Source organism: Streptomyces sp. NPDC054932 (assembly GCF_053610205.1).
Genome location: NZ_JBSGXU010000036.1, coordinates 31,985 through 55,042, shown reverse-complemented (window position 1 = coordinate 55,042; position 23,058 = coordinate 31,985). Strand labels below are relative to the sequence as shown.

The window sequence follows — 23,058 nt, the reverse complement described above, 5'->3', positions numbered from 1 at the left end:
GGGCCCTCTTCGCGTCCCGCCCCCGGCGGTCAGCCGGTCCAGAAGTCCCACCAGCGGGTGAGGATCAGCATGCCGATCACTCCCACGTGCAGGGCGGGCGGGGCCCAGCCGAACTCGGTGAAGAAGCCCCGCAGCGGGGCCGGGGCGGGCAGGATCCGCGTGCGGACGTTGTGGGCGGTGACCGCCCAGAACATCAGCAGGGTCGCCACCCAGGCCAGGCAGCACCACAGGCAGAGCGCGTTGATCTCGTAGAGCGACTGGACCATCAGCCAGGTGCAGAAGCCGACCCCGAAGAGGGTGCCGGCGTTCAGTCCGAGCCAGAACCAGCCGTGGTGGCGGGCACCGGCGAGCAGGCCCGCGCCGACGCAGACCACGACGGCGTACGCGACGAGTCCCAGCATCGGATTGGGGAAGCCGAAGGCCTGCGCCTGCTCGCTCGCCATCACGCTGCCGCAGGAGACGACCGGGTTGAGACTGCACGCGGGCTTGAAGTCCGGGTCCTCCAGCAGGAGGAACTTGTCGAGGGTGATCACCCACGAGGCCAGCAGTCCGGCCGCCCCGGTGACGGCCAGCAGCCAGGCCAACCCCCTCGGCACGGTGTTCTGTTCGCCCTCTTGTCCGCTGCGGGGCCGTACCTGCTGACGCGGCAGGCCCACTGTATTCGTTGCCATGTGACCCATATTCCCGCGCTTCCTCCCAGAACGGGCCCAACCATGCACATCCGTACGCAAGTTGACCTGAAGGTGTGGCGGGAACCTCCGATGCTTCCCGGACGTTTTACCGAACCCCGGACGTGATGTCAGAAGCAGGGGTTACGTTGAGCTCCCGCGAAGTAACAAGCTGCGACGGCCTGGAGACCCACCTTGAGCGATCCGTACGAGACAACCGAGGCGCACCTCGAACGACTCCTCGGCCGCGCCCTCAACTCCTTCGACCTGTCGGACAGGCTGGTCGAGCGCCTCGGCACGGCGCTCGCCCACAGCTCTTCGCTCTACACCACCCATCACAGCCCGGAGGCGGGCATCTGGCGGGAGACCCACCGGCACACCTACCTGCTGACCGACGGCGGTTCGGTCTCGCTGTGGGAGCTGACGTACCGGCTGGTGGGCGACCGGGCCGTCCGGCACGAGATCTTCGCGAGCAAGGCGGAGACCTGCCTGGCCGTGACCCGGCTGTTCGGTGAGGCGGCGGCCGGGGCCTCACCGGATCCGGTGCTGGTACCAGGCGAGGAGGAGCCGGCGAACGACGTGGCGGCGCTGAGCGCGCTGTATGCGGCCTCGGCCCCGGTGCAGCGCCACCGGGAGTACGTGGTGGAGCAGTCCGCCGACCATGCCCGGCGGGTGCTGCGCCGCGCGGAGAACGCCGACCGGCCGGGCGAGCCGGTGGCGACGCTGCTGCGGTCGGCGTACGCGCACCAGATCACGCAGGCCTTCGGTGCGCGACAGTGCCTCTCCGACGGGCGGGGCGCCGGCTTCAGCCTGTACGAGCACGCCTTCGTGCTGCTCGACGGGACGGAGCTCAGCCTGTGGGAGGTCGAGCACACGGCGACGCCGGACGGGCGCCACATGTGCGAGGTGTACGCGAGCGAGGCGGCCGCGCGCGGAGCCATGGAGCTCCGCGCCCGCGTCCGGTGAGCGGGGGCCGGGTCAGGGCGTCCCGGGATCGCGCAGCAGGAGGTCCAGGGGCGGGTCCTCGGTGACGCGGACCCGGTCCGGGCGCAGGTCCGCCGGAGTCGGCATGGCGCTGCCCGGCAGCTGGACGGCGGCCGCTCCGTGGGCCAGGGCCGAGGCCAGGGCGTCCGGGCCGGTGCCGCCGGCGATCAGGAACCCGGCCAGTGAGGCGTCGTCGGCCACCGCCCTGCTGCGCACCACCGGGGTCGGGGCGGTGCCGTAGTAGGTGCCCTGCGCCGAGACCAGGAGCAGGCCGTCCTCGCCGAGGGAGGCCAGGACGGCCCCGGCGCCCAGATCGCGGAGCTCCTCCGCGGCCTTGACCACGTCCCCCAGGGTGGGCAGCGGGCGTCCCACCGCCGACGCCAGCTCGGACGCGTCGGGCCCGATCACCTCCGGCCGGGCCGCGAGCGCCCCGGGCAGTGCGGGGCCCGGGGCATCCAGGGCGATGCGGGCGCCCGCCGCGTGCGCCCGGTCGACCAGGTCGGCGTACCACCCGTGCCCGGGGCCGCGCGGGAGACTGCCGCAGCAGGCGATCCAGGCGCCCTCGGTGGCCCAGGAGCGGACGGTGTCCAGGAGGAGGGCGGATTCCTCGGGCGAGAGCTCCGGACCGGGCGAGTCGATCTTCGTGAGGGTGCCGTCCGGTTCGGCGAGCGCGATGTTCGAGCGGGTCCGGCCGGCGATCGAGACGGCCGTGACGTCCACGCCCTGCGCGCCGAGGAGTTCGGCGAGCAGGACGCCGGGAGCGCCTCCGAGCGGGAGGACCGCCGTCGTACGGACGCCCGCCGCGGCCAGCGCGCGGGAGACGTTGACGCCCTTGCCCCCGGGGTCGACCCGCTCACCGCCGGCGCGCAGCACCCGCCCGCGGTCCAGCAGCGGGACCTCGTAGGTCCGGTCGAGGGAGGGGTTGGGGGTGACGGTGAGGATCATACGAGCGCAACTTCCGTACCGGCGTCCTCGATCGACGCCTTGTGAGCGGGGGTGAGCCTTGTGTCCGTGCTGAACAGGTCGACGCGGCGGCCGCGGCGGACCGCTCGGCGGCCGCCTCGGCGAGGTCGGGAGCGGTCAGGCCGCCCTCGGCCGTGAACCCGTCGGCCGCGAGGAGGAGCACGTCGGCGCGGATCTCGGCGTCGGCACCGAGCGCCCACGCGTCGACGGCGGCGCGGGTGCGGCGGCCTCGGCGGTCACCCGGAACCGGGCGGCGGGGGAGAGCACGTGGACGCTGCCCGCCTCGCGCGCGAGGCGGAGGTTCTCCTGGCGGCGCTCCGGTGCATGCATGTGGATATACGTCCGTTTCGTACCTGAATCAACACTTTCACCCCACCGTACGCGGTCATGCGGAGGGAGACAAAAAGGAACGGACATGCCCGCCCGGGAAGGCGGACATGTCCGTGCTGTGGCGCCGGAGGACCGGCTCAGCCGGCCGGAACCTTCTCGACGGCGCGGTCGGTGTGCTCGGCGGCGCCCTCGCGCTGCTCCATCGGGAGCGCCCTGCGCGGCAGGACGAACATCAGCGCGAAGATCACGACCAGTACGGCCACGACCCACCACAGCGCGCCGCGGAAGGCATCGACGTACTGCGGACCGAAGACCATGTCGTTCTCGATCAGACCGAAGAACACGACGGAGGTCAGGGCCAGTCCGAGCGCGTTGCCCATCTGGCCGGTGGTGTTGATCAGGCCAGAGGCGGATCCGGCGTGTTCGCGCGGCACCTCGGAGAGCACGGTGTCGTTCAGCGGGGCCACGATCAGGCCCATGCCGACGCCCATGACGATCAGGGGGGCGGCCATCTGCCAGGAGGCGATCTCCATGCCGTAGTGCTGCGACTCCCAGATGTAGAGGAGCAGACCGGCGGCCATGACCAGCGCGCCCGCCTGGAGCACCTTGCGGCCGAAGCGGGGGACGAGCTTCTCGACCGAGAGACCCGCGGCGACCGAGACCGCGATGGAGAACGGGATGCCGGTGAGGCCGGCCCGCAGCACGCTCCAGCCGAGGCCCATCTGCATGTACATCGTCCAGACCAGGAAGAAGATGCCGGTGGCGATGCCGAAGGTCAGCTGGACGGCGATGCCGCCGGCGAAGCTCTTGACCTTGAAGAGGGAGAGCTCGACGAGCGGGGAGCCGTCCTTCTTGATCTTGTACTTCTCGTAGGCGATGAAGGCGGCGAAGACGAACGGCGCCGCGATCATGCAGACGAAGCCCCACAGCGGCCAGTCGTTCTCGTGGCCGTGGGTCAGCGGGAAGATCAGCAGGACCAGGGCGAGGGTGGCGAGGACGACACCGATCAGGTCCAGGCGCAGTGCCTGCGGGGCCTTGGACTCGGCGATGAACTTGCGGCCCAGGATCACGCCCATGATGCCGACGGGCAGGTTGATCAGGAAGATCGGGCGCCAGCCGAGGCCGAAGAGGTCCCACTCGATGAGCAGCGCGCCGAGCAGCGGGCCCGAGACGGCGGCGAGACCGACGATCGCTCCGAACATGCCGAAGACCTTGCCGCGCTCCTGCGGCGGGAAGGTGACGTGGATGATCGCCAGGACCTGCGGCACCATCAGGGCGGCCATGGCGCCCTGGAGGAGACGGGCGGCGACCAGCACGTCCGGGGTGCCGGCGATGCCGCAGAGCAGCGAGGCCACGGTGAAGCCGGCGATGCCGACGAGGAAGATCCGCTTGCGGCCGTAGATGTCACCGAGACGGCCGCCGGTGATCAGGCCGGCGGCGAAGGCGAGGGCATAGCCCGCGGTGATCCACTGGATCGCGCTGGTGGAGGCGCCGAAGTCCTCACGCATGGTGCGGATGGCTATGTTGACGATCGTGACGTCGACCAGGTCCATGAAGGCCGCGGTCATCACGATGGCGAGCGCCAGCCAGCGGCGGCGGTCGGCGGGCGAGCTGGGTGCGTCGTGGGCTACGTCGTTCCGCTCTTCTTGTATGGGCCCGTTCTCTCTTTCGGGCGATGTCTTGGACGTCTCGGTGCTCATGGGAAGAAACTTAGACGGGGTATAGGTCAGTCCGTGTCCTATTTCGCTGGCAGCCTTGATTCATGACCGACACACCCGCACGGCTGCTCTCCCTCCTCTCCCTCCTCCAGACCCCGCGCGAATGGCCCGGGAGCGAGCTGGCGCAGCGGCTGCGGGTGAGCGCGCGGACCATCCGGCGCGACATCGAGCGACTGCGGGACCTCGGCTACCCGGTGGAGGCCACGCTGGGCGCCGAGGGCGGGTACCGGCTGGTGGCGGGGGCGGCGATGCCCCCGCTGCTGCTCGACGACGAGGAGGCCGTGGCGATCGCGGTGGGGCTGCGGGCGGGGGCCGGGCATGCGATCGAGGGGGTCGAGGAGGCCTCCGTACGGGCCCTGGCGAAGCTGGAGCAGGTCCTGCCCTCGCGGCTGCGGCACCGGGTGAGCGCGCTGCAGTCGGCCACGATCGCGCTGACGCGGGGGGACGGGGCGAGCGTGGACCCGCGGACGCTGACGGTGATGGCGGCGGCGGTGGCGGGGTCGGAGCGGCTGCGGTTCGCCTACCGGGCGGGGAACGGCGCCGAGACGCGGCGGCTGGTGGAGCCGTACCGGCTGGTGAGCACGGGGAGCCGGTGGTACCTGGTCGCCTACGACCTGGAGCGCGAGGACTGGCGGACCTTCCGGGTGGACCGGGTCGACGAGGCGTTCGCGACGGGGGCCCGGTTCGCGCGGCGGGACCTGCCGATGGAGGCGGAGGAGTTCGTGCGGCGGGGGCTGCGGGGCAGGGAGAAGCAGCCCCACCAGGTGGAGGTCAGTTTCGCGGCCGGCCCGGCGCAGCTGCCCGCCTGGCTGCGGGCCGCGGTCCTGCCGGGAGCCGGGGCCGACGGGGCCGACGGGGAGACGACCACGGTGCGCTTCGAGAGCGCGGACGCGCCGGAGTGGATGGTGGCGCGGCTCGCCCTGACGGGGCTGCCGTTCACCGTGCGGGAGCCGGAGGCGCTCCGGGCGGCGGCCGGGGCGCTGGCCGCGCGCCTCACCGCGGCTGCGGCGCCGTAGCCGGATCGCGCCGGGCAGGAGGGAGCCCCGGCGCCTGGGGGGGATAGGCACCGGGGCTCGTATGGGGGGCTTGGCCGCGGGCCGCTCTAGGCCACGGCGTCGAAGCCGGTGTCGCGCGCCATCCGCTTCAGCTCCAGCAGCGCGTGCTTCTCGATCTGGCGGATCCGCTCCCGGGTCAGGCCGTGCTGCTTGCCGACCTCCGTCAGGGTCCGCTCGCGGCCGTCGTCGATGCCGTACCGCATCTTGATGATCGACGCCGTGCGCTGGTCGAGCTTGCCCAGCAGGTCCTCCAGCTCCTCGCTGCGCAGCAGCGAGAGCACGGACTGCTCGGGCGAGATCGCCGAGGTGTCCTCCAGCAGGTCACCGAACTGGGTGTCGCCGTCGTCGTCGACGCCCATGTTGAGGCTGACCGGGTCTCTCGCCCAGTCCAGTACGTCACCCACGCGCTTCTCCGTCGAGTCCAGCTCGGCGGCGATCTCGGCGTGCTCCGGGTCGCGGCCGTTCTCGCGGTTGAATTCGCGCTGGACGCGCCGGATCCGGCCGAGCTCCTCGACCAGGTGGACGGGGAGGCGGATGGTGCGGGACTGGTCCGCGATGGACCGGGTGATCGCCTGCCGGATCCACCACGTGGCGTAGGTGGAGAACTTGAAGCCCTTGGCATAGTCGAACTTCTCGACCGCGCGGACCAGGCCCGCGTTGCCCTCCTGGATCAGGTCGAGGAGGGGCAGACCGCTGCGCGGGTAGCGCCGGGCGACGGCCACGACGAGGCGCAGGTTCGAGCGGATGAAGACTTCCTTGGCGCGCTCGCCCTCGGCGGCCAGCGCCTCCAGCTCCTCGCGGGCCGGGGTGTCCCCGTCCCGCTCTATCGCGCCTTCGAGGATCTGCTGGGCGTAGACGCCCGCCTCGATGATCTGGGAGAGCTCCACTTCCTTGGCGGCGTCGAGCAGCGGGGTGCGCGCGATCTCGTCCAGGTACATGCCGACCAGGTCGCGGTCTGCGATCTCCCCGCCCACAGCGCGGGCGCTGCTCGTGGACTGACGACGGGCGACGGCGCGGGTTGCCATGCGTGCTCCCTTGCGAAGTGTTCGGTCGCGGTGCGGCTGGTGGACGCCTCCGGGACGGCTGCCAGCCGGTCCGGTGCGTCACGGACACTCTCCCGAGTGCCCGCTTCCGAAGGAAACAACGACTGGAATCGGGACAGAATTCCCACGCTGCTCTCTCTTTTTCGAGATCTTGCAGTATCCTGCCCCGCCGCGCCGCGTCCCCGGCGGAGCCGGAACACCTTCGGATCCCGAATGAGCGCAGGTCAGGACCGGCGCAAAGGCAAATCCGGAGGTGCGTGCGGGTCTTTACCTCCACCAAACCTTTGAGACCGCCATCACCATTGACACGGCCCCATTCGCCCCTGAAGACGGCTCTCGCCGGCTTCCGGTTGCCTGGACCGACGATCGAATGCCCGAATAGCCCACAAGCACCGCGTTCAAGATGAAATCGGACCCCGCGCCGACCGTCCCGGAAGGGCCCGCCAAGGGGTTCACCGTCGGGGAGGACATCACCGGTCCGGGCCGCACCTCCTAGCCGAACTGGAGGGAGCGCTTCGAGAGGCCCATCCAGAAGCCGGTCACCGGGTCGCGGCGGGCGGCGAGGTCGCCCGAGGCCTCGGCCGCGCCGAGGGTGACGAAGAGCGGGGCGAAGTGCTCCGTACGGGGGTGGGCCAGGCGGCCCGCCGGGGCCCTGCGCTCGAAGTCGAGCAGGGAGTCCAGGTCGCCCGAGGCGAGCGCCTCGCTCCCCCACGCGTCGAACTCGGCCGACCAGGCGGGGACGCCCGCGTGCCGCAGCGCGGCCAGGTTGTGGGTGAAGAACCCGCTGCCGACGATCAGTACGCCCTCGTCGCGCAGCGGCGCCAGCTTGCGGCCGATGTCCATCAGGCGGCGCGGGTCCAGCGTCGGCAAGGATATCTGGAGCACCGGGACGTCGGCCTCCGGGAACATCTCCACCAGCGGGACGTACGCCCCGTGGTCGAGGCCGCGGTCCGGGATGTCCTGGACCGGGGTGCCGGGGGCCCGCAGCAGCTTGCGGACCGAGGCGGCGAGCTCCGGGGCGCCGGGGGCGTCGTAGCGGACCTCGTAGTAGTGCTCCGGGAAGCCCCAGAAGTCGTACACGAGCGGGGCGCGCTCGGTGGCCCCGAGGGCGAGCGGGGCCTCCTCCCAGTGCGCGGAGACCATCAGGATCGCCCGGGGGCGCGGCAGGCCGGCGGACCAGGCGGCGAGCTCGCCCGGCCAGATCGGGTCGTCGGCCAGCGGGGGTGCGCCGTGGCTCAGGTACAGGACCGGCATGCGGGTCACGTGGGCGCTCCTCCGGGTAGTTGAAACACGTAGTGAAAACAGACTAACCCCACCTCGTTCAAATTTGAACGAGGTGGGGTCATCAGTCATTCCCGGGGGCACCCGGCCCGGGTCAGTGGGCGATCACCGGGACCTTGAGCTCTGCGTCCGCGCCGGAGCCGGAGGCCACCGGGCCGCCCGCACCCGGACGGCCGGTGTTGATCAGCGCCAGGGCGATGGCCGAGCTGGCGACCAGGATGCCGACCGCCCACCAGATGGCGGAGGCGTAGCCCTCGACCATGGCCTGCGCCTGGACCAGCTGCCCGGCCGGGCCGCCCGCCGCGGCCTGGGCCGCGTGGTCGGCCAGGTAGGCGGTGGTCGCCGAGGCGGCGATGGTGTTCAGCAGCGCGGTGCCGATGGCGCCGCCGACCTGCTGCGAGGTGTTGACCATGGCGGAGGCGACACCGGCATCGGCCGGGTTCACCCCGTGCGTGGCCAGGGACATCGCCGGCATGAACGCCGTGCCCATGCCGAGGCCCAGCAGCAGCTGCGCCGGCAGGATCAGCGCCGGGTAGGAGGACCCGACCTCCAGCTGGGTCAGCAGCAGCATGCCGAGGGCGGCGACCAGGAAGCCCGGGCCCATCAGCAGGCGCGGCGGGACGCGGGTCATCAGGCGGGCGCCGATCTGGGTGGAGCCCGTGATCATGCCCGCGATCATCGGCAGGAAGGCGAAGCCGGTCTTGACGGGCGAGAAGCCCTTCACGACCTGCAGGTAGTAGGTGAGGAAGAGGAACAGGCCGAACATCGAGATGACGGCGAGGCCGAGCGAGAGGTAGACGCCACCGCGGTTGCGCTCCAGCAGGACGCGCAGCGGCAGCAGCGGGGACTTCACCCTGGACTCGACGAGGACGAAGGCGGCGAGCAGCAGCACCGAGCCGACGAACATGGTGACCGTCAGGGCGTCCGACCAGCCGGCCGACTCGGCGCGGGTGAAGCCGTACACGAGCGCGACGAGACCGAGGGTGGACAGGACCACGCCCGGGATGTCGAGCGGCGCGCGGTTGCGGGACCCGGCGGGCTCTCGGATGACCATCCAGGCACCGACGGCCGCGACGATCGCGAACGGGATGTTGACGAAGAAGGTCCAGCGCCAGTTGAGGTACTCGGTCAGGAAACCGCCGAGGATCAGGCCGACGGCGCCGCCGCCGCCCGCGATCGCACCGTAGATGCCGAAGGCCTTGGCGCGCTCCTTGGCGTCGGTGAACATGACCGCGAGCAGCGACAGGGCGGCCGGTGCGAGCAGCGCACCGAAGGCACCCTGGAGGGCGCGGGCGCCGAGCATCATGGCCTCGCCGTTCGCGGCGCCGCCGAGCGCGGAGGCCAGGGCGAAGCCGATGAGGCCGACGACGAAGGCGTTCTTACGGCCCCACTTGTCGGCGATGCGGCCGCCGAAGAGCAGCAGTCCACCGAAGGCCAGGGCGTACGCGGTGATGACCCACTGGCGGTTGCCGTCCGAGATGCCGAGGTCGGTCTGGGCGGAGGGGAGGGCGATGTTCACGATGGTCGCGTCGAGGACGACCATCAGCTGGGCCAGGGCTATGAAGACGAGTGCCTTCCAGCGGCTGGGATCGGCAGCCGGCGCGAGAGTCGCGGCTGTTTTTGACATGGGGGTACCCACTTCACTGTGCGGAATGACTGAAAAAGGCTAGTTCTTAAGCTTTGTGCGGGTCACATGGTTTTCTGCCGCAGGTCGTCCAGAGTGGCCGCCGAACCCGGGAGCTCGGAGCGGGCCGGGGCCCGCAACCCGTCCAGGAAGAGCTGGAGATGGCGGTGGGCGAAGCGGTCGGTGTCGAGGCACCCCGTGCCCGGGAGGGGGCGGCTGAGCTGGGACAGGGCGACCATCAGGTCGCCGACGCCGATGTCCGTGCGGACCAGTCCGGCGTCCTGGCCCGCGGCCAGCAGGGTCACAACGGCCTCCTCCAACGCGGTGCGCGCCGCGAGGAGTTCGGGGTGCTCGCCGTCGAAGCCGTCGGCGAGCATCGGGCACAGGGCGCCGATCCGCTCGTCCGCGGCCGCGTGCGTGAACCGGCACAACGCGGCGAAGGCGTCGGGCTCCTCGGCGAGGGAGTCCTCGGCCGAGGCCGTCACCCGGCCCATCGTGAAGAGCACGACGTGGTGGACGAGGGTGGGCCGGTCGGGGAAGTGCCGGTAGAGCGTGGCATTGCCGATGCCGGCCCGGCGGGCCACCTCGTCGAAGGGGATCGCGGAGCCGGACTCCACGAATGCCTCGCGGGCCGCCGCCAGGATCCGCTCCCGGTTGCGGACGGCGTCCGCACGCGGGCGGGGGACGGCGCTCGCGGGCACCTGCGACTGCGCCGGCGCCGGGTCCGCGGTGGCCGCGGGGGCGGGTCGGGCCACCGTGGCGGTGCTGGTGGAGCGCTTCATTGCGGGGCCTCCCTGGCGCGGACTCGCGGGCTCGTGGTGCGGACGGCGCGGCCACCCCGCCCAAACGGGGAACCGCTCCCCGCTTAGCGGGACTCACGTACAAACGGGGAACCGGTCCCCGGTTATTTCACTCGTCCGTGTGACCTGCGCCACGACCCCGTCCACGTTCGGCCTCCTTCGACGCGCGGGCGCGGCGCGCCCGGCGGAGGGTGATCGAACAGAGCGCAGACCGGGCAGGGCCGGCTGCCGCGGACCCGAAGGCGATCTCCATGCCGCAGACCCGCCGGCGGATACGCAAACCACGCCGCACCAGCGCGTACATCGGCCTGACCGCGCTGGCCCTCGGCGTCACGACGACCGCGAGCACGGGCATATCCGGCCGCGGCCACTCGGCGGCGGGAGCGGTGGCCACGACCGTCGAATCGGCTCTCGCGCCCTGCCGGATCGCGGGCACCATGGGTGTGCAGATGTCCGAGGGCATGCCGACCCCTCCCGGGTACTCGCGCTCGACCGGCGAGATCCGGGCCCTGAACCTGATGATCGATTTCCCCGACGCCAAGGGCGAGGGCACGGCCGCGGACCGGATGGCTGAGTTCTTCCCCCAGACGGCAGACTGGTTCCGCACCAGCTCCTACGGTCGGCTGGCCTACCGGGCCGAGGCGCCGATAAAGGGCTGGCTGCGGATGCCGATGCCCTTCGCGGCATACGGGATAGAGCGCGGGTCCGCCTACGAGCCGGGCTACCGGCAGCTCGTCGAACACATCGCGAAGGCCGCCGACCCCGAGGTGGACTTCAGCCGGTACGACCTGATCAACATCCTGGTCACGCCGAACGCCGGTCCGTCCGCCCTGGACACCGTCCTGTCGGTGACTTTCTCGGGCAACGGCGAGGCGCCGGTCGCCGACGGGGTGCCGCTGGCCAACACGTCCTTCGTCTACAGCCGGCAGGACGACGGCTCCGGCACCTACCGGGAGACCGGCTACCGGGTGCTCCCGCACGAGAACGGGCACGTCTTCGGACTGCCCGACCTCTACACCTCCGACGGCGGGAGCACGGTCGGGCACTGGGACATCATGAGTGAGGACTGGGGTGCCAACAACGACCTCATGGGCTGGCACAAGTGGAAGCTGGGCTGGCTGGACAGCACGCAGATCAGCTGCGCCGCCAAGCCGGGCACCAGTGACCACACCCTCTCCCCGCTCGGGGTGCGGGGCGGCACCAAGCTGGCCTTCGTCCCGCTGTCGGAGAGCGTCGGGTACGCGGTGGAGGTGCGGACCCGGGCCGGGAACGACGAGGCCGTCTGCAAGCCCGGCGTCCTCATCTACAAGGTGGACTCCGACGTGGACACCGGGCAGGGCCCGGTGACGGTGTCGGACAGCGCGAACGCGAGCGGGGGCTGCACCCGGCGGCCCAATGTGCACGCGGAACTGTCGGACGCGCCGTTCCGGCCGGGCGAGACCTTCACCGACGAGAAGGCGGGCATCAGCGTGTCCGTGGTGGGTGAACTGCGCAACGGCAGCTACCAGGTCCGCATCATCCGGCCCTGAGGAGGCCCCGCCGGGCATGCGTGAGGGCCGCCGCCGCGGGCCGTCCCCGCGGCGGCGGTCCCGCGGACGCGGTCTGATGCCCCGGCGCCCCGTCAGTCCTGCGCGAGCGCGCTGCGCAGGACGTCCACGACCGTGGGGCGGTGCTGCCCGTCCAGCAGGAAGAAGTGGTCTCCGTCGAACCGGAGCACCTGGAACGCCGCGGTCGTGTGGGCGGCCCAGTCGTCCAGCGGCCCGTGCGGGACCAGTGGATCCGCCGTGCCGCCCAGCACGTGCAGGGGCACGTCGAGCCGTACGTCCTCGAACCCCGCCGCGGCCTCCCTGCTCAGTTCGAGGTCGGCCCGCAGGACGCGCGTCACGTGGGCCAGCATCTCCGGATCGTGCAGGACCCACTCCGGGGTGCCCCCGCCGTCCCTCAGCAGCCGGACGGCGTCCTCCTCGGTGGTGGTGGCATGGGCCCGGCGCGGAGTCCGGCCCGGTACCTGACCGCTGAGGACGGCCGCCCGGCAGTGCGGGCCGAGCAGGCGTGCGGCGCGGGCGGCGAGGAGCGCGCCGAGGCTGTGCCCGAAGACCACCGTGGGCAGCGGATCACGGCCGAGCACCTCGTCGGAGACGGAGTCCAGGACCTGGTCGAGGCGGCAGCCGGGCGGCTCACCGAACCGGCGCTCGCGACCGGGCAGCGAGAGCCCGAGCACTTCCACGTGGGCGGGCAGCGGCCCGACCACGGGGAACAGCGTGTTGGGGCCGGCTCCGGAATGCGGGAACACCAGCAGCCGCGTCCGGGGCGCGATCGCCGCGTCCGGCAGCCGCAGCTCCGGCCACCACGGCACGGCGGAGGATTTCCCCGCCGTCCTACCGAATCCCCCGGTCACGGGCAGTTGATGATCTGGCCGGCGTAGGACAGGCCCCCGCCGAACGCGAAGAGCAGGACGGGCGATCCCTTCTCGATGGCACCCCGCTCGATGAGCTTGGACAGCGCCAGCGGGATGCTCGCGGCCGAGGTGTTGCCGGAGTCGACGACGTCCTTGGCTATGACGGCGTTGACCGCGCCTATCTTGCGGGCGAGGGGTTCGATGATCCGCAGGTTGGCCTGGTGCAGGACGACGCCGCCGAGCTCCTCCGGCTTCACCCCGGCCCGCTCGCACACCTCGAGCGCCACCGCGGGCAGCGCCGTGGTGGCCCATCGGTAGACCGACTGGCCTTCCTGGGCGAAGGTGTTGGACGGCGCCTCGATGCGCACGGCCCGGCCCATCCCGGGTACGGACCCCCACACCACGGGGCTGATCTCCGGCTCCTCGGAGGCCACCACGACGGCCGCGCCCGCACCGTCGCCGATGAGGACACAGGTGGTGCGGTCGGTCCAGTCGGCGAAGTCGGTGAGCTTCTCCACCCCGATGACCAGGGCCTTCGTGGCGGAGCCCGCCCTGATGCTCTGGTCGGCCAGCGCCATGGCGTGCGGGAACCCGGAGCACGCCGTGTTCACGTCGATGGCGGCGGGAGCCTGCGCCCCGACCGCGGCGGCCACCCGGGCCGCCGTGTTGGGCGAGCGGTCCAGCGCCGTGCAGGTGGCCACGATGACGAAATCTATGTCCGCCCCGGTGAGTCCGGCATTGGCCAGGGCGTGCTCCGCGGCTTTCGTGGCCATGTCCGAAACCGACTCGTCCTCGGCCGCCACATGGCGCGTCCTGATCCCGACCCGGCTCTGGATCCACTCGTCGCTGGTCTCGACCAACCGCTCCAGATCGGCGTTGGTCATGACCTTTGGCGGCTGGTAGTGACCGAAGGAAAGGACGCGCGACCCGACCATCAGTGTTTCTCCTCGCTCCATGAACCCCGGTAAGGATCCTGATTGACCCATGGTCAGCCTATGCAGCGGGCCGATCGCCCTGTCGTGTTCCGGCCAACCTCGACGGTGTGGAAGCCGCCCCGGCGGGCCGCCCGCGACGTCGTCGGCGTCCGGGCGGAACCGGCGTTTGTATCCGCCGTGTATCACCGGGTGCTCGGCCTCCCGTCGAACCGCGCGCCCGGCCCCGACGGCGGTGGCCGCGTCCGGTGTCTCCCGTATCGTTCCTTCCGGGTCGCCGGCCGCGTGTGGGTTCGCGCCGGAGCGGCGCTCCGCCCGGCCGACTGCACCCCCGTACGAACAGGAGTCCCGCCCGTGCCCCCGTCAGCCCCGGCCCCGGACTCTCCGTCTCCGGTCCGCGTGCTGCTGGTCGAGGACGACGACCTGATGCGCCGGTCCTTCGCCGTCGCCCTCGAACGCTACGGCTACCGGGTCACGGCCGCCGCCGACGGGCTGACGGGGCTGGAGCACTTCCGCGACGACGAGGACTTCGACCTGCTGATCCTCGACGTCATGCTGCCCGGCCTCGACGGGATCGGCCTGTGCCGCCGCGTCCGGGAGAGCAGCCTGGTCCCGGTGCTGATGATGTCCGCCCGCGGCGACGGCCTCGACGTCGTCGCCGGCCTGGAGGCCGGGGCCGACGACTACGTGGTCAAGCCCGTGGACACGTACGTCCTCGTGGCACGCATCCGCTCACTGCTGCGGCGGGCGGCCTACGCGCCCGCCCCCGGCGGCGAGCCGGCCGCCGGCCGGGAGGACGTCCTGGTCTTCGGGGAACTGACCATCGACACCGCCGGGATGGAGGTGTCCGTCGCCGGGAGCCCGGTGGCGCTCACCCCCACCGAGCTGAAGCTGCTGCTGGAGTTCGCCGCCAGCCCGGGCATCGTGCTGGAGCGGCACACCCTGCTGCGCAACGTCTGGGACTACGGCTGGGACGGCGACAGCCGGGTCGTGGACCTGGCCGTGCAGCGCCTGCGCAGGAAACTGGGCCGGGAGCGGATCGAGACGGTCCGCGGCTTCGGCTACAAGCTCAGGCGCTGAGGCCGGTGCACTCCCCACGCCGTCCGCGGTGGCCGGCCCGTGTGCCCCTGCGCTGGAAGATCGCCGCGCTGGCGGCCGCCACGGCATGCCTGGTCGCCCTCGCGGTGGGCGTACTCGTCCACCTGTGGACCGCCCAGGACATCCGCGACCGGGCCGAGAGGGATGCCTACAACGCGGTGTACTCCGCCATGGACGTCTACCGGCGCACCGGAACGCTGGCGGGCGGTGCCGAGCTCGACCCGGCCGAGCTGCCCGCCGCCCTGCGCCACCCGGCCGACGGCGACCGGCGGGTGGCCCACGACGGGCGCGTCGAGGGGAACCTGGGGCCGAGCGCCTGGGCCGCCCAGCGGGTCGCCGGCCCGGGCAGCCCGGTGCTGGCCGTCCGGGTCAACATGAGCCCGCAACTGCACGACCTGCGCCGCCTCGACGCGAGCATGGCGGTGGCCTCCCTGGTCTCGCTCGCCGCGGCCCTGCCCCTGGCGGTCTACGGGGCCGGGCTGGTCGCCCGCCGGCTGCGCCGGGTCGCCGAGACCGCGGGCCGGATCTCCGCCGGGGACCTCGACGCCCGCACCGGACCCGCCGCGGGTCACGCCGGGGACGGTGCCCGGGGCCGGGACGAGGTGACCGACATCGCCGCGACCGTCGACCTCATGGCCGACAGCCTCGGCCGACGGCTGCGCATCGAGCGGCAGTTCACGGCCGACGTGGCCCACGAGCTGCGCACCCCCGTCGGCGGTCTGCTGGCCGCCGCCGACCTGCTGCCGCCCGGTGAGACGGAGGACCTGCTCCGGGCCCGCGTACGCGATCTGCGCGGCCTGGTCGAGGACCTGCTGGAGATCTCCCGGCTGGACGCCGGCGCGGAGGCGCCGGTGCACGCCCGGGTCCCGCTCGGCGCGGTGGTCCGCGAGGCGGTGACCCGTACCGGCCTCGACACCGGGGTGGAGACCGGGGAACCGGGAGGGTCCGGGGAGTCCGTGGAGACCGACCCGCGCCGTCTGGAGCGGATCGTCGGCAACCTCGTCATCAACGCGCACCGGCACGGACGCGCCCCGGTGGAGGTCACCGTCGAGGGGCGCACCGTCGTCGTGCGCGACCACGGCCCCGGCTTCCCCGCGGACCTGCTGCGGGGCGGCCCGCAGCGCTTCCGCACCGGCGCCGCGGAGCGCGGCGCGGGGCACGGCCTCGGCCTGACCATCGCCCTGGGGCAGGCCCGGGTGCTCGGCGCCGAGCTGCGCCTGGACAACGCCCCGGACGGCGGCGCGGTGGCCACCCTGCGCCTCCCGCGCTGACCGGTCGGCCGCAGCACCCCCGTACACAACTGCTGCGGGACGGCGCGCGGTCCGATACACGACGGTCCGGGCGCCGATACTCCGGCCCGGCAGCCTTCGGCGTGCACCCCTTGCGCACCGCACCCGAAGTGGAGTCCCCGTGACCGTGACCGTGACCGCAGACCCGTTCCCCGCACACCCGACGCCCGGTATCGCGGCCTCCACCACCGACCTGTCGAAGGTCCACGGCAGCGGCGACACCCGGGTGGTGGCCCTGGACCGCGTCAGCATCTCCTTCCGGGAGGCCCAGTTCACCGCGATCATGGGCCCCTCCGGCTGCGGCAAGTCCACCCTCATGCACTGCGCCGCGGGCCTCGACTCCGTCAGCTCCGGCTCCGTCCGCATCGGCACCACCGAGCTGAGCACGCTCGACGACCGACAGCTCACCGAGCTGCGCCGCGACCGGATCGGCTTCATCTTCCAGGCGTTCAACCTGCTGCCCACGCTGACCGCGCTGGAGAACATCACGCTGCCGCTGTCCATCGCCGGACGCCGCCCCGACCGGCAGTGGCTGGAGCGCGTGGTGTCCATGGTCGGCCTCTCCCGGCGCCTGGACCACCGGCCGGCCCAGCTCTCCGGCGGCCAGCAGCAGCGGGTCGCGGTGGCGCGGGCCCTGGTCGGCCGGCCCGCGATCGTCTTCGGCGACGAGCCCACCGGCAACCTCGACTCCCGGGCCGGGGCCGAGGTCCTCGGCTTCCTGCGCGACTCCGTGCGCGAACTGGGCCAGACCGTGGTCATGGTGACCCACGACCCGGTCGCCGCGGGCTTCGCCGACCGCGTCGTCTTCCTCTCCGACGGCCGCCTGGTCGACGAGATGGTGCAGCCCACCCCGGACCGGGTCCTGGACCGGATGAAGCAGCTCGACACCCGCGCCGCCACGAGCTGACCCGTCCCCGTACGCCCGCCCCTCCCGAAAGCCACCCATGCTGAAAACAGCCCTGCGCAACGTCCTGGCGCACAAGGCCCGGCTGCTGATGACGGTGCTCGCCGTCACCCTCGGCGTCGCCTTCGTCTCCGGCACCCTCGTCTTCGCCGACTCCTCCACCGCGGCGCACCGGGCCGCGGTGTCCAAGAACTACGCCGACATCGCCGTCACCGTGACCCCGAAGGACCCCCCGCCCGGCGCCGCCGGGTCCGGGTCCGCCGGGTCCGGCGCGTCCGGCGAGTCCGCCCCCGACGAACACGCCACCGTGCTCGACGACACGCTCGTCCGCAAGCTGGCCGCCCTCCCGGGCGTCGCCGCCGTACGGCCGTCCGCCGACGGCCTGGCCACCCTGAACGCCTCGGACGGCTCCCCGCTGCGCACCGGCAGGATCTGGGCGCACCGGGCCGCCGCGTACGTCCCCGGCGCCGACGGCAAGGACAGCCGCCACCCGCTGACCGGGGGCCGCGCCCCCCGGACCGACGGCGAGATCGCCGTGGACGGCGGCACCGCGGCCGCCGGCCGGTTCCGTATCGGCGACGCGATCACCCTGGCCACCGACGGCGCGGCCATGACGAAGAAGCTCGTCGGCATCGTCACCACCGGGGACACCCGGGTGACCGCCGGCGGCACGCTCGCCCTGTTCGACCGGGCGACCGCACAGCAGCTGTTCGCCTCCCCGGGCCGCTACACCTCGATCGACCTGTCCGCCGTACCCGGCACCGACGAGGCCGAACTCTCCCGCCGGGTCGCCGCCCTGCTCCCCGCCGACCGGGCCGAGGCCACCACCGGCACCGCACAGGCCCTCCAGCAGAGCGTCCTGGTCGACACGCTCACCCGCGGCAACGAGAAGCTGTCGCTGGTCTTCGCCGGAGTCGCCCTGTTCATCGGGTCGTTCCTCATCGTCAACACCTTCACCATGCTCGTCGCCCGGCGCACCCGCGAGATCGCCCTGCTGCGCGCGATCGGTGCCACGCGCCGCCAGGTCGTCCGCTCCCTCCTGTGGGAAGCCGCCCTCCTCGGCCTCGCCGCATCGGCCCTCGGCTTCCTGCTCGGTCTCGGGATCGCCTCCGTCCTGCCGCAGATCCTCAGCACCGCGCAGGAGGAGCTGCCCCGCGGCCCACTGGTGATCGGCCCGCTCCCCGTGCTGGCCGCGCTCGCCGTCGGAGTGGGCGTCACCGTGCTCGCGGCGTGGCTGCCGTCCCGCAAGGCGGCCAGGATCGCGCCGGTCGAGGCCATGCGCTCGGCCGAACAGCCGCCCACCGCCGCGGCGTCCCGGGTCCGCGGCGCTGCGGGAGCGCTGCTGCTCGCCCTCGGCGGCGCAACTCTGCTCTCGCTCTCGGGGGCGAAGGACGCCTCCGAGGAGAACCTGCGGAGCGCGATGTTCGGCTGCGCGCTGCTCGTCGTCGCGATGATCGTGCTGGCGCCGCTCCTCGCGGTCCCCGTGATCCGGCTGAGCGGACGGCTGACCGGCCGCCTCGGCATCGCCGGACACCTGGCCGGGCGCAACGCGCTGCGCGACCCGCGGCGCACCGCCGCCACCGCCTCCGCCCTGATGGTCAGCACGGCCCTGGTCGCCGGGCTCGCCGTCATCGGTCATTCCACCGGTCAGGCCCTCGACCGCCGGGCCGCGGCCGGCCTCGGCGCCGACTACGTGATCAGCACCCACACCCCGACGGCCGGCATCGACCCGGCCGCCGTGGAGCGGGTGGCCGGCGTCCCCGGGGTGCGGACGGCGACCGCCGTCACGGACTCCACCCTGTTCATCGGCGGCGGCGTCCGCCAGATCTCGGGCGTCGACCCGGCCGCCGTCCCGGACGTCATGAAGCTCGCCTTCGTCAGCGGCTCGCCGAAGGACCTCGGGCCGGGCCGGATCGCCCTGTCCGACACCCTGGCCCGCGAGAACGGCGTGCGCACCGGGGACCGCGTGGCCGCCCGTGTCGGCGGCCCCGGCCAGGACCTCACCCCGTACACGGTCGTCGGCGTCTACGAGGACAATCCCACCGCACAGGACGCCCTGGGCCTGCGCAGCGAGGTGCAGCGCAGCAGCCTCACCCCCGGCTCCGTCCAGCGCGTCCTCGTCCGCGCCGACGACGGCGCCGCCAAGGAGCGCCTGCGCACCGCCACGGGCAACAACCCGCTGCTCAAGGTCCAGGACCGGCAGGAACTGGTCCGGGAGGCGGCCGGCTCGCTGGGCACCCTGCTGACCCTCATGTACGGCCTGCTCGCCATCGGCGGTGTGATCGCCGCGCTCGGCATCATGAACACCCTGGCCATGTCGGTCGCGGACCGCACCCGGGAGATCGGTGTCCTGCGCGCCATCGGCATGGACCGCGCCGGCATCCGCCGGATGATCCGCCTCGAAGCCCTGACGGTGGCCGCCTTCGGCACCCTGCTGGGCCTGGCGGCCGGGCTGTTCGGGGCCTGGACGGTGGGCGCCCTGACGAACGGCGCGCTGAAGGACTACTCCCTGGCCCTGCCCTGGGGCACGCTGCTCCTCGTCTGTCTGATCTCCCTCACCACGGGCGCCGTGGCGGCCGCCCTCCCGGCCCGGCACGCGGCCGCGCTGAGCCCCCTGGAGGCCGTCGCGGAGCTGTGACGCCGTCAGGTCCGCTCCCGGGGCACGGGACCGGCAACGCCATGTGGCCCCCGACCTGCGTCGGGGGCCACATGGCGGCGCCCTCAGGCGAGGGTGAAGAAGACCATCGGGTTGTGCCGGCTGTCGCGGACCGGCACGTCGAGCCGCAGTCCGGCCTTCACCTGACGGAGCTGCTCGATCACCTCCGGAGCCTTGGCGGCCGACGGGGTGAAGTACGGGATGCCCTGCTCGGCGAGCCACTTCATGAGGACCGATCCCTCGCTGAGCGGCTTCGGACGGCGCCCGTGGAAGACGTCGTGCACGCTGGTCGGGGTGCCCGAGGGGACCTTGGGGAATACGTTGTCGATGTACCAGTGGGCGAACCGGGCGCCGTGGTCGGCGTCGATGAAGAGGTAATCGGTCCGGTCGGGAATCTGTCCGAGCTGCTCGCGGACGTCGCCCTTGGTGAATGTCCAGCGGTCCGCCGAAAGCTCTGCCGGGACGTTGCTCACCACGTGGTCGACCATGTCGAAGGAATGCAGGTGGCCCGTGCCGTTGTCCCGCAGTGCGCTCAGGATCCACATCGTGGACCAGCCGTAGAAGGTGCCGATCTCGACCACGGTCTCGGGGCGGTATTCACGGAGCAGCAGATAGGTGATCTCCGCCTCGTAGTCGTCGAGCTGCGCCTTCATCGACTTGCCGCGCTGCTGGAGGAAAGCGCGCTGCTGGTCCCGGACAGCACGAAGATCGTCCTGGTACTTCGCGTAAAGCGCTCCCACGGACTCTATGGAGAGATTCCGGAGCGAATCACCGGCGCTCTTCGGAGTCGAATTCTCGATACCGTTCGACACGGAATTCTCGACACCCTTTGAAACAGTCACAAGACTTCTCCTTCATCTTTTCTGGCCCACTGGAAGGACAAATAGCGGACACCGTACAGGCGGGCAATATTGCCCGGAAATCGGTCGGATATGGATCCTTTATCGACGCGGTCGCCGGGCAGCCTGCTCGAGATCGCGGAACGCCGCCCAGCACAGGACGAGGACGCCCGCGAACACGGGCAGCCACGCCAGGCGGCACAGCACCCAGAGCGGGTGGTCCGGCGCCGTGTGCAGGCCGGGGAAGTGCTCACCGGAGCCGGCCGAGATCACGGTGGTGGCGAGCATGGCCGTCTGGTGCCAGAGGAAGACCGTCATGGCCGAGAGGTTCAGCACGGCCACGGCGGCCCAGCAGAACTGTCCGGCGGTGGCCCGGGCCGGCGCCCCGGGCGGCCGGCCGTGCGGCAGGACCGGAACCGGCCGGGTCGACTGCCCGGTGAGCCGGCGCAGCGGACCGCACAGCAGCAGCCCCAGTCCGCACTGGGCCAGCCCGAAGCAGACGGCCGCCAGGCTCGGCGGGCTGAGGTTGGACAGGGCGGCCCCCGGGACGCCGACCATGCTCGCCGGATAGCCGCACCACAGCACCAGGGCCACGACCGAGGCCGTGCCGCCCACCAGCATGCCGACGGCGGACCTGCGGCGGGTCAAACCGCCCGCCGCCCAGAACACACCCAGCGCGTACGGCACCAGCCAGCCCGCGGGGACGTTCACCGTCCGGAGCACACCGACCCATCCCGTGTCACCCGCCACTGCGCGGACCAGGTCCAGGGCCACGACCACGAGGAAGGCGGTGACCGCCAGCCGGCCCGGGTACCGCCGGATCAGCGGGGTGGCCGCCGTGATCACCGCGTAGACGCAGAGGAACCAGAGCGGGGACAGGGCGAGTTGGACCAGCGTGCGGATCGTCTCGTACGCGACTCCCGCGGCGGCCAGCCCGAGCAGGACCAGCGACCACACGGCCAGCAGGGCCGCCGCCGGCCGGAACAGCTGCCGCAACCGCTGGGCCAGCCAGGCCCGGTAGCCGGTGTGACGCGCCATCGCGGAGGCGTGGCTCCGGGATCCGACGCGGCCGCCGACGAAGAAGAACAGCGCGAGCGGCTGGAGCAGCCAGGTCACCGGGGTGAGGCCCGGCATGTGGCGCAAGGGGCTGTCGCCCCCCAGGTGGCCGCCCGCTCGCAGCACCACGGCGCTCACGAGCCAGTGGCCGAGGACCACGCCGAGGATGGACAGGGCGCGAAGGACGTCGACCGCCCGGTCCCGGGAGGACGGGGTGGCCGCGTCGATCCGCAGCACCGCCCGGTGCAGCCGGTTCGGCGCGGTCCGCCCGGCGGGCTGTTCGAGGGAGGGGCCTTCCCCTGCCGCGGCGGCGGGTACGGGCCTGGCTTCGGGTCGGACGCGCAGGTCAGCCACGGGACACCGCCGAGGCCCGGTCCAGGCTGATCAGGGCGATGTTCCGCAGGGAGAGACCGCCGGGTTGCAGGTAGTCGCCGTGCCGGCTGTCGCCGGTGGGCAGCGTCCGGGCGCCGAACTCCGCGGAGACCGGGTCGGCACCGAAGCCCACGCTCCCGCTGGGCAGGAAGACCCGGGTGTGCGGCACGTTCGCGATCCAGTCCCTGCTGCCCCGGCCGGCCCAGAACGGGACGCGGATCCCCAGCTCGGAAGCCGACTCGGCGCCCATGCCGGGGCTGCCGAAGACGACGACGCCGGTCAGGCCGGACTGCACCTGCGGGCCCGTCCCGCGCAGCGCTTGCGCGCACACCACACTGCCGTACGAATGGCACAACAGGGCGGTGGACGCCTGGGGGTTGAGCGCCCGCAGCTGACGGAGCTGCTCGCGGAGCAGGCTGCCGCCCTCCTGCGCCCGGGTGCTGGTCACTGTGTCACGGCTCTTCGTACGGGGTGCCCGGTAGCCGTACCAGGCGATGACGGCGACCCGTGAGTCCGGGGCGAGCGAGCTCATCTCGCCGTACAGCGCGCGGGCTGCGCCGCCCATCGAGCTGTGGGGGGAGCCGAGGTGGTCGAAGGTGTCGACGGTGGTGTCCGAACCCGGCACCAGGAGGGCGATCCGCTGCGCGTGCACCAGATCTCCGAGCACCTCCACGGCCCGGCCGTCGGCTTCGGCGCCGACCTCCAGGAAGGTCCGGTCGCCGTCGGCGAGGTGGCCGAGCGCCGCGGCGCGGCCCTCGTCCCCCATCCGCCGCGCCGCCTCCGCGGCCTCGGCGAGGTACCGGTGGTTCGCCTCGTAGCGGCCGGGCAGGTTCTCCGCGGTGACCGGGGCGAGCCGGGGTGCGGCCGGCAGGCCGGGCACGGCCGACGCCGCGGCGGCCGCGACGGACGCGACGATGCATCCGGCAAGGCCGGTTATCAGTAATGCGTGTCTGATCCGCGCAGCGCGCATGGAGAGCTTTCCTTCCACTGGTGGGGGCGACGTCGAGGGCCGCCCGCCTGTTGGCGGGCACGCCGGATACCGCCTGCG

General features: G+C 72.5%; 19 protein-coding genes and 1 pseudogene. 7 read left to right on the top strand and 13 right to left on the bottom strand.

What is annotated here, in order from left to right; all coding sequences use genetic code 11:
* Positions 1 to 29: 29 nt before the first annotated feature.
* Positions 30 to 671 (bottom strand): vitamin K epoxide reductase family protein, encoded by a 642-nt coding sequence (locus ACWGE1_RS13200; RefSeq protein ID WP_453420592.1) that lies wholly within the window; start codon positions 669 to 671, stop codon positions 30 to 32.
* A 192-nt stretch (positions 672 to 863) separates the two neighbouring features.
* On the opposite strand from ACWGE1_RS13200, the gene ACWGE1_RS13195 reads away from it, so the two are divergent.
* Complete coding sequence (locus tag ACWGE1_RS13195; RefSeq protein ID WP_453420591.1) at positions 864 to 1,634, top strand: DUF6227 family protein; 771 nt, start codon at positions 864 to 866, stop codon at positions 1,632 to 1,634.
* Between the two features lie 12 nt (positions 1,635 to 1,646).
* Here ACWGE1_RS13195 and ACWGE1_RS13190 read toward each other — a convergent pair whose 3' ends face one another.
* The 3 genes and pseudogenes from ACWGE1_RS13190 to ACWGE1_RS13180 form a co-directional block, all read right to left on the bottom strand.
* The gene (locus ACWGE1_RS13190; RefSeq protein ID WP_453420590.1) at positions 1,647 to 2,597 is read right to left on the bottom strand and encodes a 1-phosphofructokinase family hexose kinase; all 951 of its coding nucleotides are present in this window, start codon (positions 2,595 to 2,597) and stop codon (positions 1,647 to 1,649) included.
* An 82-nt stretch (positions 2,598 to 2,679) separates the two neighbouring features.
* Positions 2,680 to 2,856 (bottom strand): annotated as a pseudogene (locus tag ACWGE1_RS13185) (D-beta-D-heptose 1-phosphate adenosyltransferase); the annotation flags it as partial.
* 226 nt (positions 2,857 to 3,082) lie between these two features.
* Positions 3,083 to 4,645 carry an MFS transporter gene (locus ACWGE1_RS13180; protein WP_453420589.1) on the bottom strand — a complete coding sequence of 521 codons (1,563 nt, stop codon included), beginning with the start codon at positions 4,643 to 4,645 and terminating at the stop codon, positions 3,083 to 3,085.
* 62 nt (positions 4,646 to 4,707) lie between these two features.
* Between ACWGE1_RS13180 and ACWGE1_RS13175 the strand changes: the two genes are divergently transcribed.
* The gene (locus tag ACWGE1_RS13175; RefSeq protein ID WP_453420588.1) at positions 4,708 to 5,679 is read left to right on the top strand and encodes a helix-turn-helix transcriptional regulator; all 972 of its coding nucleotides are present in this window, start codon (positions 4,708 to 4,710) and stop codon (positions 5,677 to 5,679) included.
* An 86-nt stretch (positions 5,680 to 5,765) separates the two neighbouring features.
* Here ACWGE1_RS13175 and ACWGE1_RS13170 read toward each other — a convergent pair whose 3' ends face one another.
* From ACWGE1_RS13170 to ACWGE1_RS13155, 4 genes are all read right to left on the bottom strand, one after another.
* Entirely contained in the window at positions 5,766 to 6,743 is a 978-nt protein-coding gene (locus ACWGE1_RS13170) for a sigma-70 family RNA polymerase sigma factor (protein ID WP_453420587.1), read from the bottom strand.
* Positions 6,744 to 7,253: 510 nt separating this feature from the next.
* Positions 7,254 to 8,015 (bottom strand): dioxygenase family protein, encoded by a 762-nt coding sequence (locus tag ACWGE1_RS13165; RefSeq protein WP_453420594.1) that lies wholly within the window; start codon positions 8,013 to 8,015, stop codon positions 7,254 to 7,256.
* A 121-nt stretch (positions 8,016 to 8,136) separates the two neighbouring features.
* Positions 8,137 to 9,669 (bottom strand): MFS transporter, encoded by a 1,533-nt coding sequence (locus ACWGE1_RS13160; protein ID WP_453420586.1) that lies wholly within the window; start codon positions 9,667 to 9,669, stop codon positions 8,137 to 8,139.
* Between the two features lie 62 nt (positions 9,670 to 9,731).
* The gene (locus ACWGE1_RS13155; protein ID WP_453420585.1) at positions 9,732 to 10,448 is read right to left on the bottom strand and encodes a TetR/AcrR family transcriptional regulator; all 717 of its coding nucleotides are present in this window, start codon (positions 10,446 to 10,448) and stop codon (positions 9,732 to 9,734) included.
* A gap of 269 nt (positions 10,449 to 10,717) precedes the next feature.
* On the opposite strand from ACWGE1_RS13155, the gene ACWGE1_RS13150 reads away from it, so the two are divergent.
* Positions 10,718 to 11,995, top strand: a complete 1,278-nt coding sequence (locus ACWGE1_RS13150; protein ID WP_453420584.1) for a M6 family metalloprotease domain-containing protein — start codon at positions 10,718 to 10,720, stop codon at positions 11,993 to 11,995.
* A gap of 92 nt (positions 11,996 to 12,087) precedes the next feature.
* On the opposite strand, the gene ACWGE1_RS13145 is transcribed toward ACWGE1_RS13150, so the two are convergent.
* Complete coding sequence (locus tag ACWGE1_RS13145; protein WP_453420583.1) at positions 12,088 to 12,822, bottom strand: thioesterase II family protein; 735 nt, start codon at positions 12,820 to 12,822, stop codon at positions 12,088 to 12,090.
* Between the two features lie 38 nt (positions 12,823 to 12,860).
* Positions 12,861 to 13,799 carry a beta-ketoacyl-ACP synthase III gene (locus ACWGE1_RS13140; protein ID WP_453420582.1) on the bottom strand — a complete coding sequence of 313 codons (939 nt, stop codon included), beginning with the start codon at positions 13,797 to 13,799 and terminating at the stop codon, positions 12,861 to 12,863.
* A gap of 351 nt (positions 13,800 to 14,150) precedes the next feature.
* Between ACWGE1_RS13140 and cseB the strand changes: the two genes are divergently transcribed.
* The 4 genes from cseB to ACWGE1_RS13120 all read left to right on the top strand — a co-directional run bounded on the left by cseB (position 14,151) and on the right by ACWGE1_RS13120 (position 19,725).
* Positions 14,151 to 14,876, top strand: coding sequence for a two-component system response regulator CseB (cseB, locus tag ACWGE1_RS13135; protein WP_453420581.1), 726 nt, complete (start codon positions 14,151 to 14,153; stop codon positions 14,874 to 14,876).
* A gap of 41 nt (positions 14,877 to 14,917) precedes the next feature.
* On the top strand, positions 14,918 to 16,165 hold the full coding sequence (locus ACWGE1_RS13130) for a sensor histidine kinase (protein WP_453420580.1): 1,248 nt from the start codon (positions 14,918 to 14,920) through the stop codon (positions 16,163 to 16,165).
* A 139-nt stretch (positions 16,166 to 16,304) separates the two neighbouring features.
* Positions 16,305 to 17,090 (top strand): ABC transporter ATP-binding protein, encoded by a 786-nt coding sequence (locus ACWGE1_RS13125; RefSeq protein WP_453420579.1) that lies wholly within the window; start codon positions 16,305 to 16,307, stop codon positions 17,088 to 17,090.
* A gap of 37 nt (positions 17,091 to 17,127) precedes the next feature.
* Positions 17,128 to 19,725: an ABC transporter permease gene (locus tag ACWGE1_RS13120; protein WP_453420578.1), complete on the top strand. Its 2,598-nt coding sequence runs from the start codon at positions 17,128 to 17,130 to the stop codon at positions 19,723 to 19,725.
* A gap of 83 nt (positions 19,726 to 19,808) precedes the next feature.
* Here the strand turns inward: ACWGE1_RS13120 and ACWGE1_RS13115 are convergent, their stop codons facing one another.
* From ACWGE1_RS13115 to ACWGE1_RS13105, 3 genes are all read right to left on the bottom strand, one after another.
* The gene (locus ACWGE1_RS13115; protein ID WP_453420577.1) at positions 19,809 to 20,483 is read right to left on the bottom strand and encodes a class I SAM-dependent methyltransferase; all 675 of its coding nucleotides are present in this window, start codon (positions 20,481 to 20,483) and stop codon (positions 19,809 to 19,811) included.
* 201 nt (positions 20,484 to 20,684) lie between these two features.
* Positions 20,685 to 21,992: an acyltransferase family protein gene (locus ACWGE1_RS13110; RefSeq protein ID WP_453420576.1), complete on the bottom strand. Its 1,308-nt coding sequence runs from the start codon at positions 21,990 to 21,992 to the stop codon at positions 20,685 to 20,687.
* Positions 21,985 to 22,980 (bottom strand): alpha/beta hydrolase, encoded by a 996-nt coding sequence (locus ACWGE1_RS13105; protein WP_453420575.1) that lies wholly within the window; start codon positions 22,978 to 22,980, stop codon positions 21,985 to 21,987. The genes ACWGE1_RS13110 and ACWGE1_RS13105 overlap by 8 nt, the downstream gene beginning before the upstream one ends.
* Positions 22,981 to 23,058: the final 78 nt, after the last annotated feature.

Coding starts and splice junctions, on each gene's coding strand:
- ACWGE1_RS13200 (WP_453420592.1), bottom strand. CDS start 671: ATGGCAACGAATACAGTGGGCCTGCCGCGTCAGCAGGTACGGCCCCGC.
- ACWGE1_RS13190 (WP_453420590.1), bottom strand. CDS start 2,597: ATGATCCTCACCGTCACCCCCAACCCCTCCCTCGACCGGACCTACGAG.
- ACWGE1_RS13180 (WP_453420589.1), bottom strand. CDS start 4,645: ATGAGCACCGAGACGTCCAAGACATCGCCCGAAAGAGAGAACGGGCCC.
- ACWGE1_RS13175 (WP_453420588.1), top strand. CDS start 4,708: ATGACCGACACACCCGCACGGCTGCTCTCCCTCCTCTCCCTCCTCCAG.
- ACWGE1_RS13170 (WP_453420587.1), bottom strand. CDS start 6,743: ATGGCAACCCGCGCCGTCGCCCGTCGTCAGTCCACGAGCAGCGCCCGC.
- ACWGE1_RS13165 (WP_453420594.1), bottom strand. CDS start 8,015: ATGCCGGTCCTGTACCTGAGCCACGGCGCACCCCCGCTGGCCGACGAC.
- ACWGE1_RS13160 (WP_453420586.1), bottom strand. CDS start 9,669: ATGTCAAAAACAGCCGCGACTCTCGCGCCGGCTGCCGATCCCAGCCGC.
- ACWGE1_RS13155 (WP_453420585.1), bottom strand. CDS start 10,448: ATGAAGCGCTCCACCAGCACCGCCACGGTGGCCCGACCCGCCCCCGCG.
- ACWGE1_RS13150 (WP_453420584.1), top strand. CDS start 10,718: ATGCCGCAGACCCGCCGGCGGATACGCAAACCACGCCGCACCAGCGCG.
- ACWGE1_RS13140 (WP_453420582.1), bottom strand. CDS start 13,799: ATGGTCGGGTCGCGCGTCCTTTCCTTCGGTCACTACCAGCCGCCAAAG.
- ACWGE1_RS13120 (WP_453420578.1), top strand. CDS start 17,128: ATGCTGAAAACAGCCCTGCGCAACGTCCTGGCGCACAAGGCCCGGCTG.
- ACWGE1_RS13105 (WP_453420575.1), bottom strand. CDS start 22,980: ATGCGCGCTGCGCGGATCAGACACGCATTACTGATAACCGGCCTTGCC.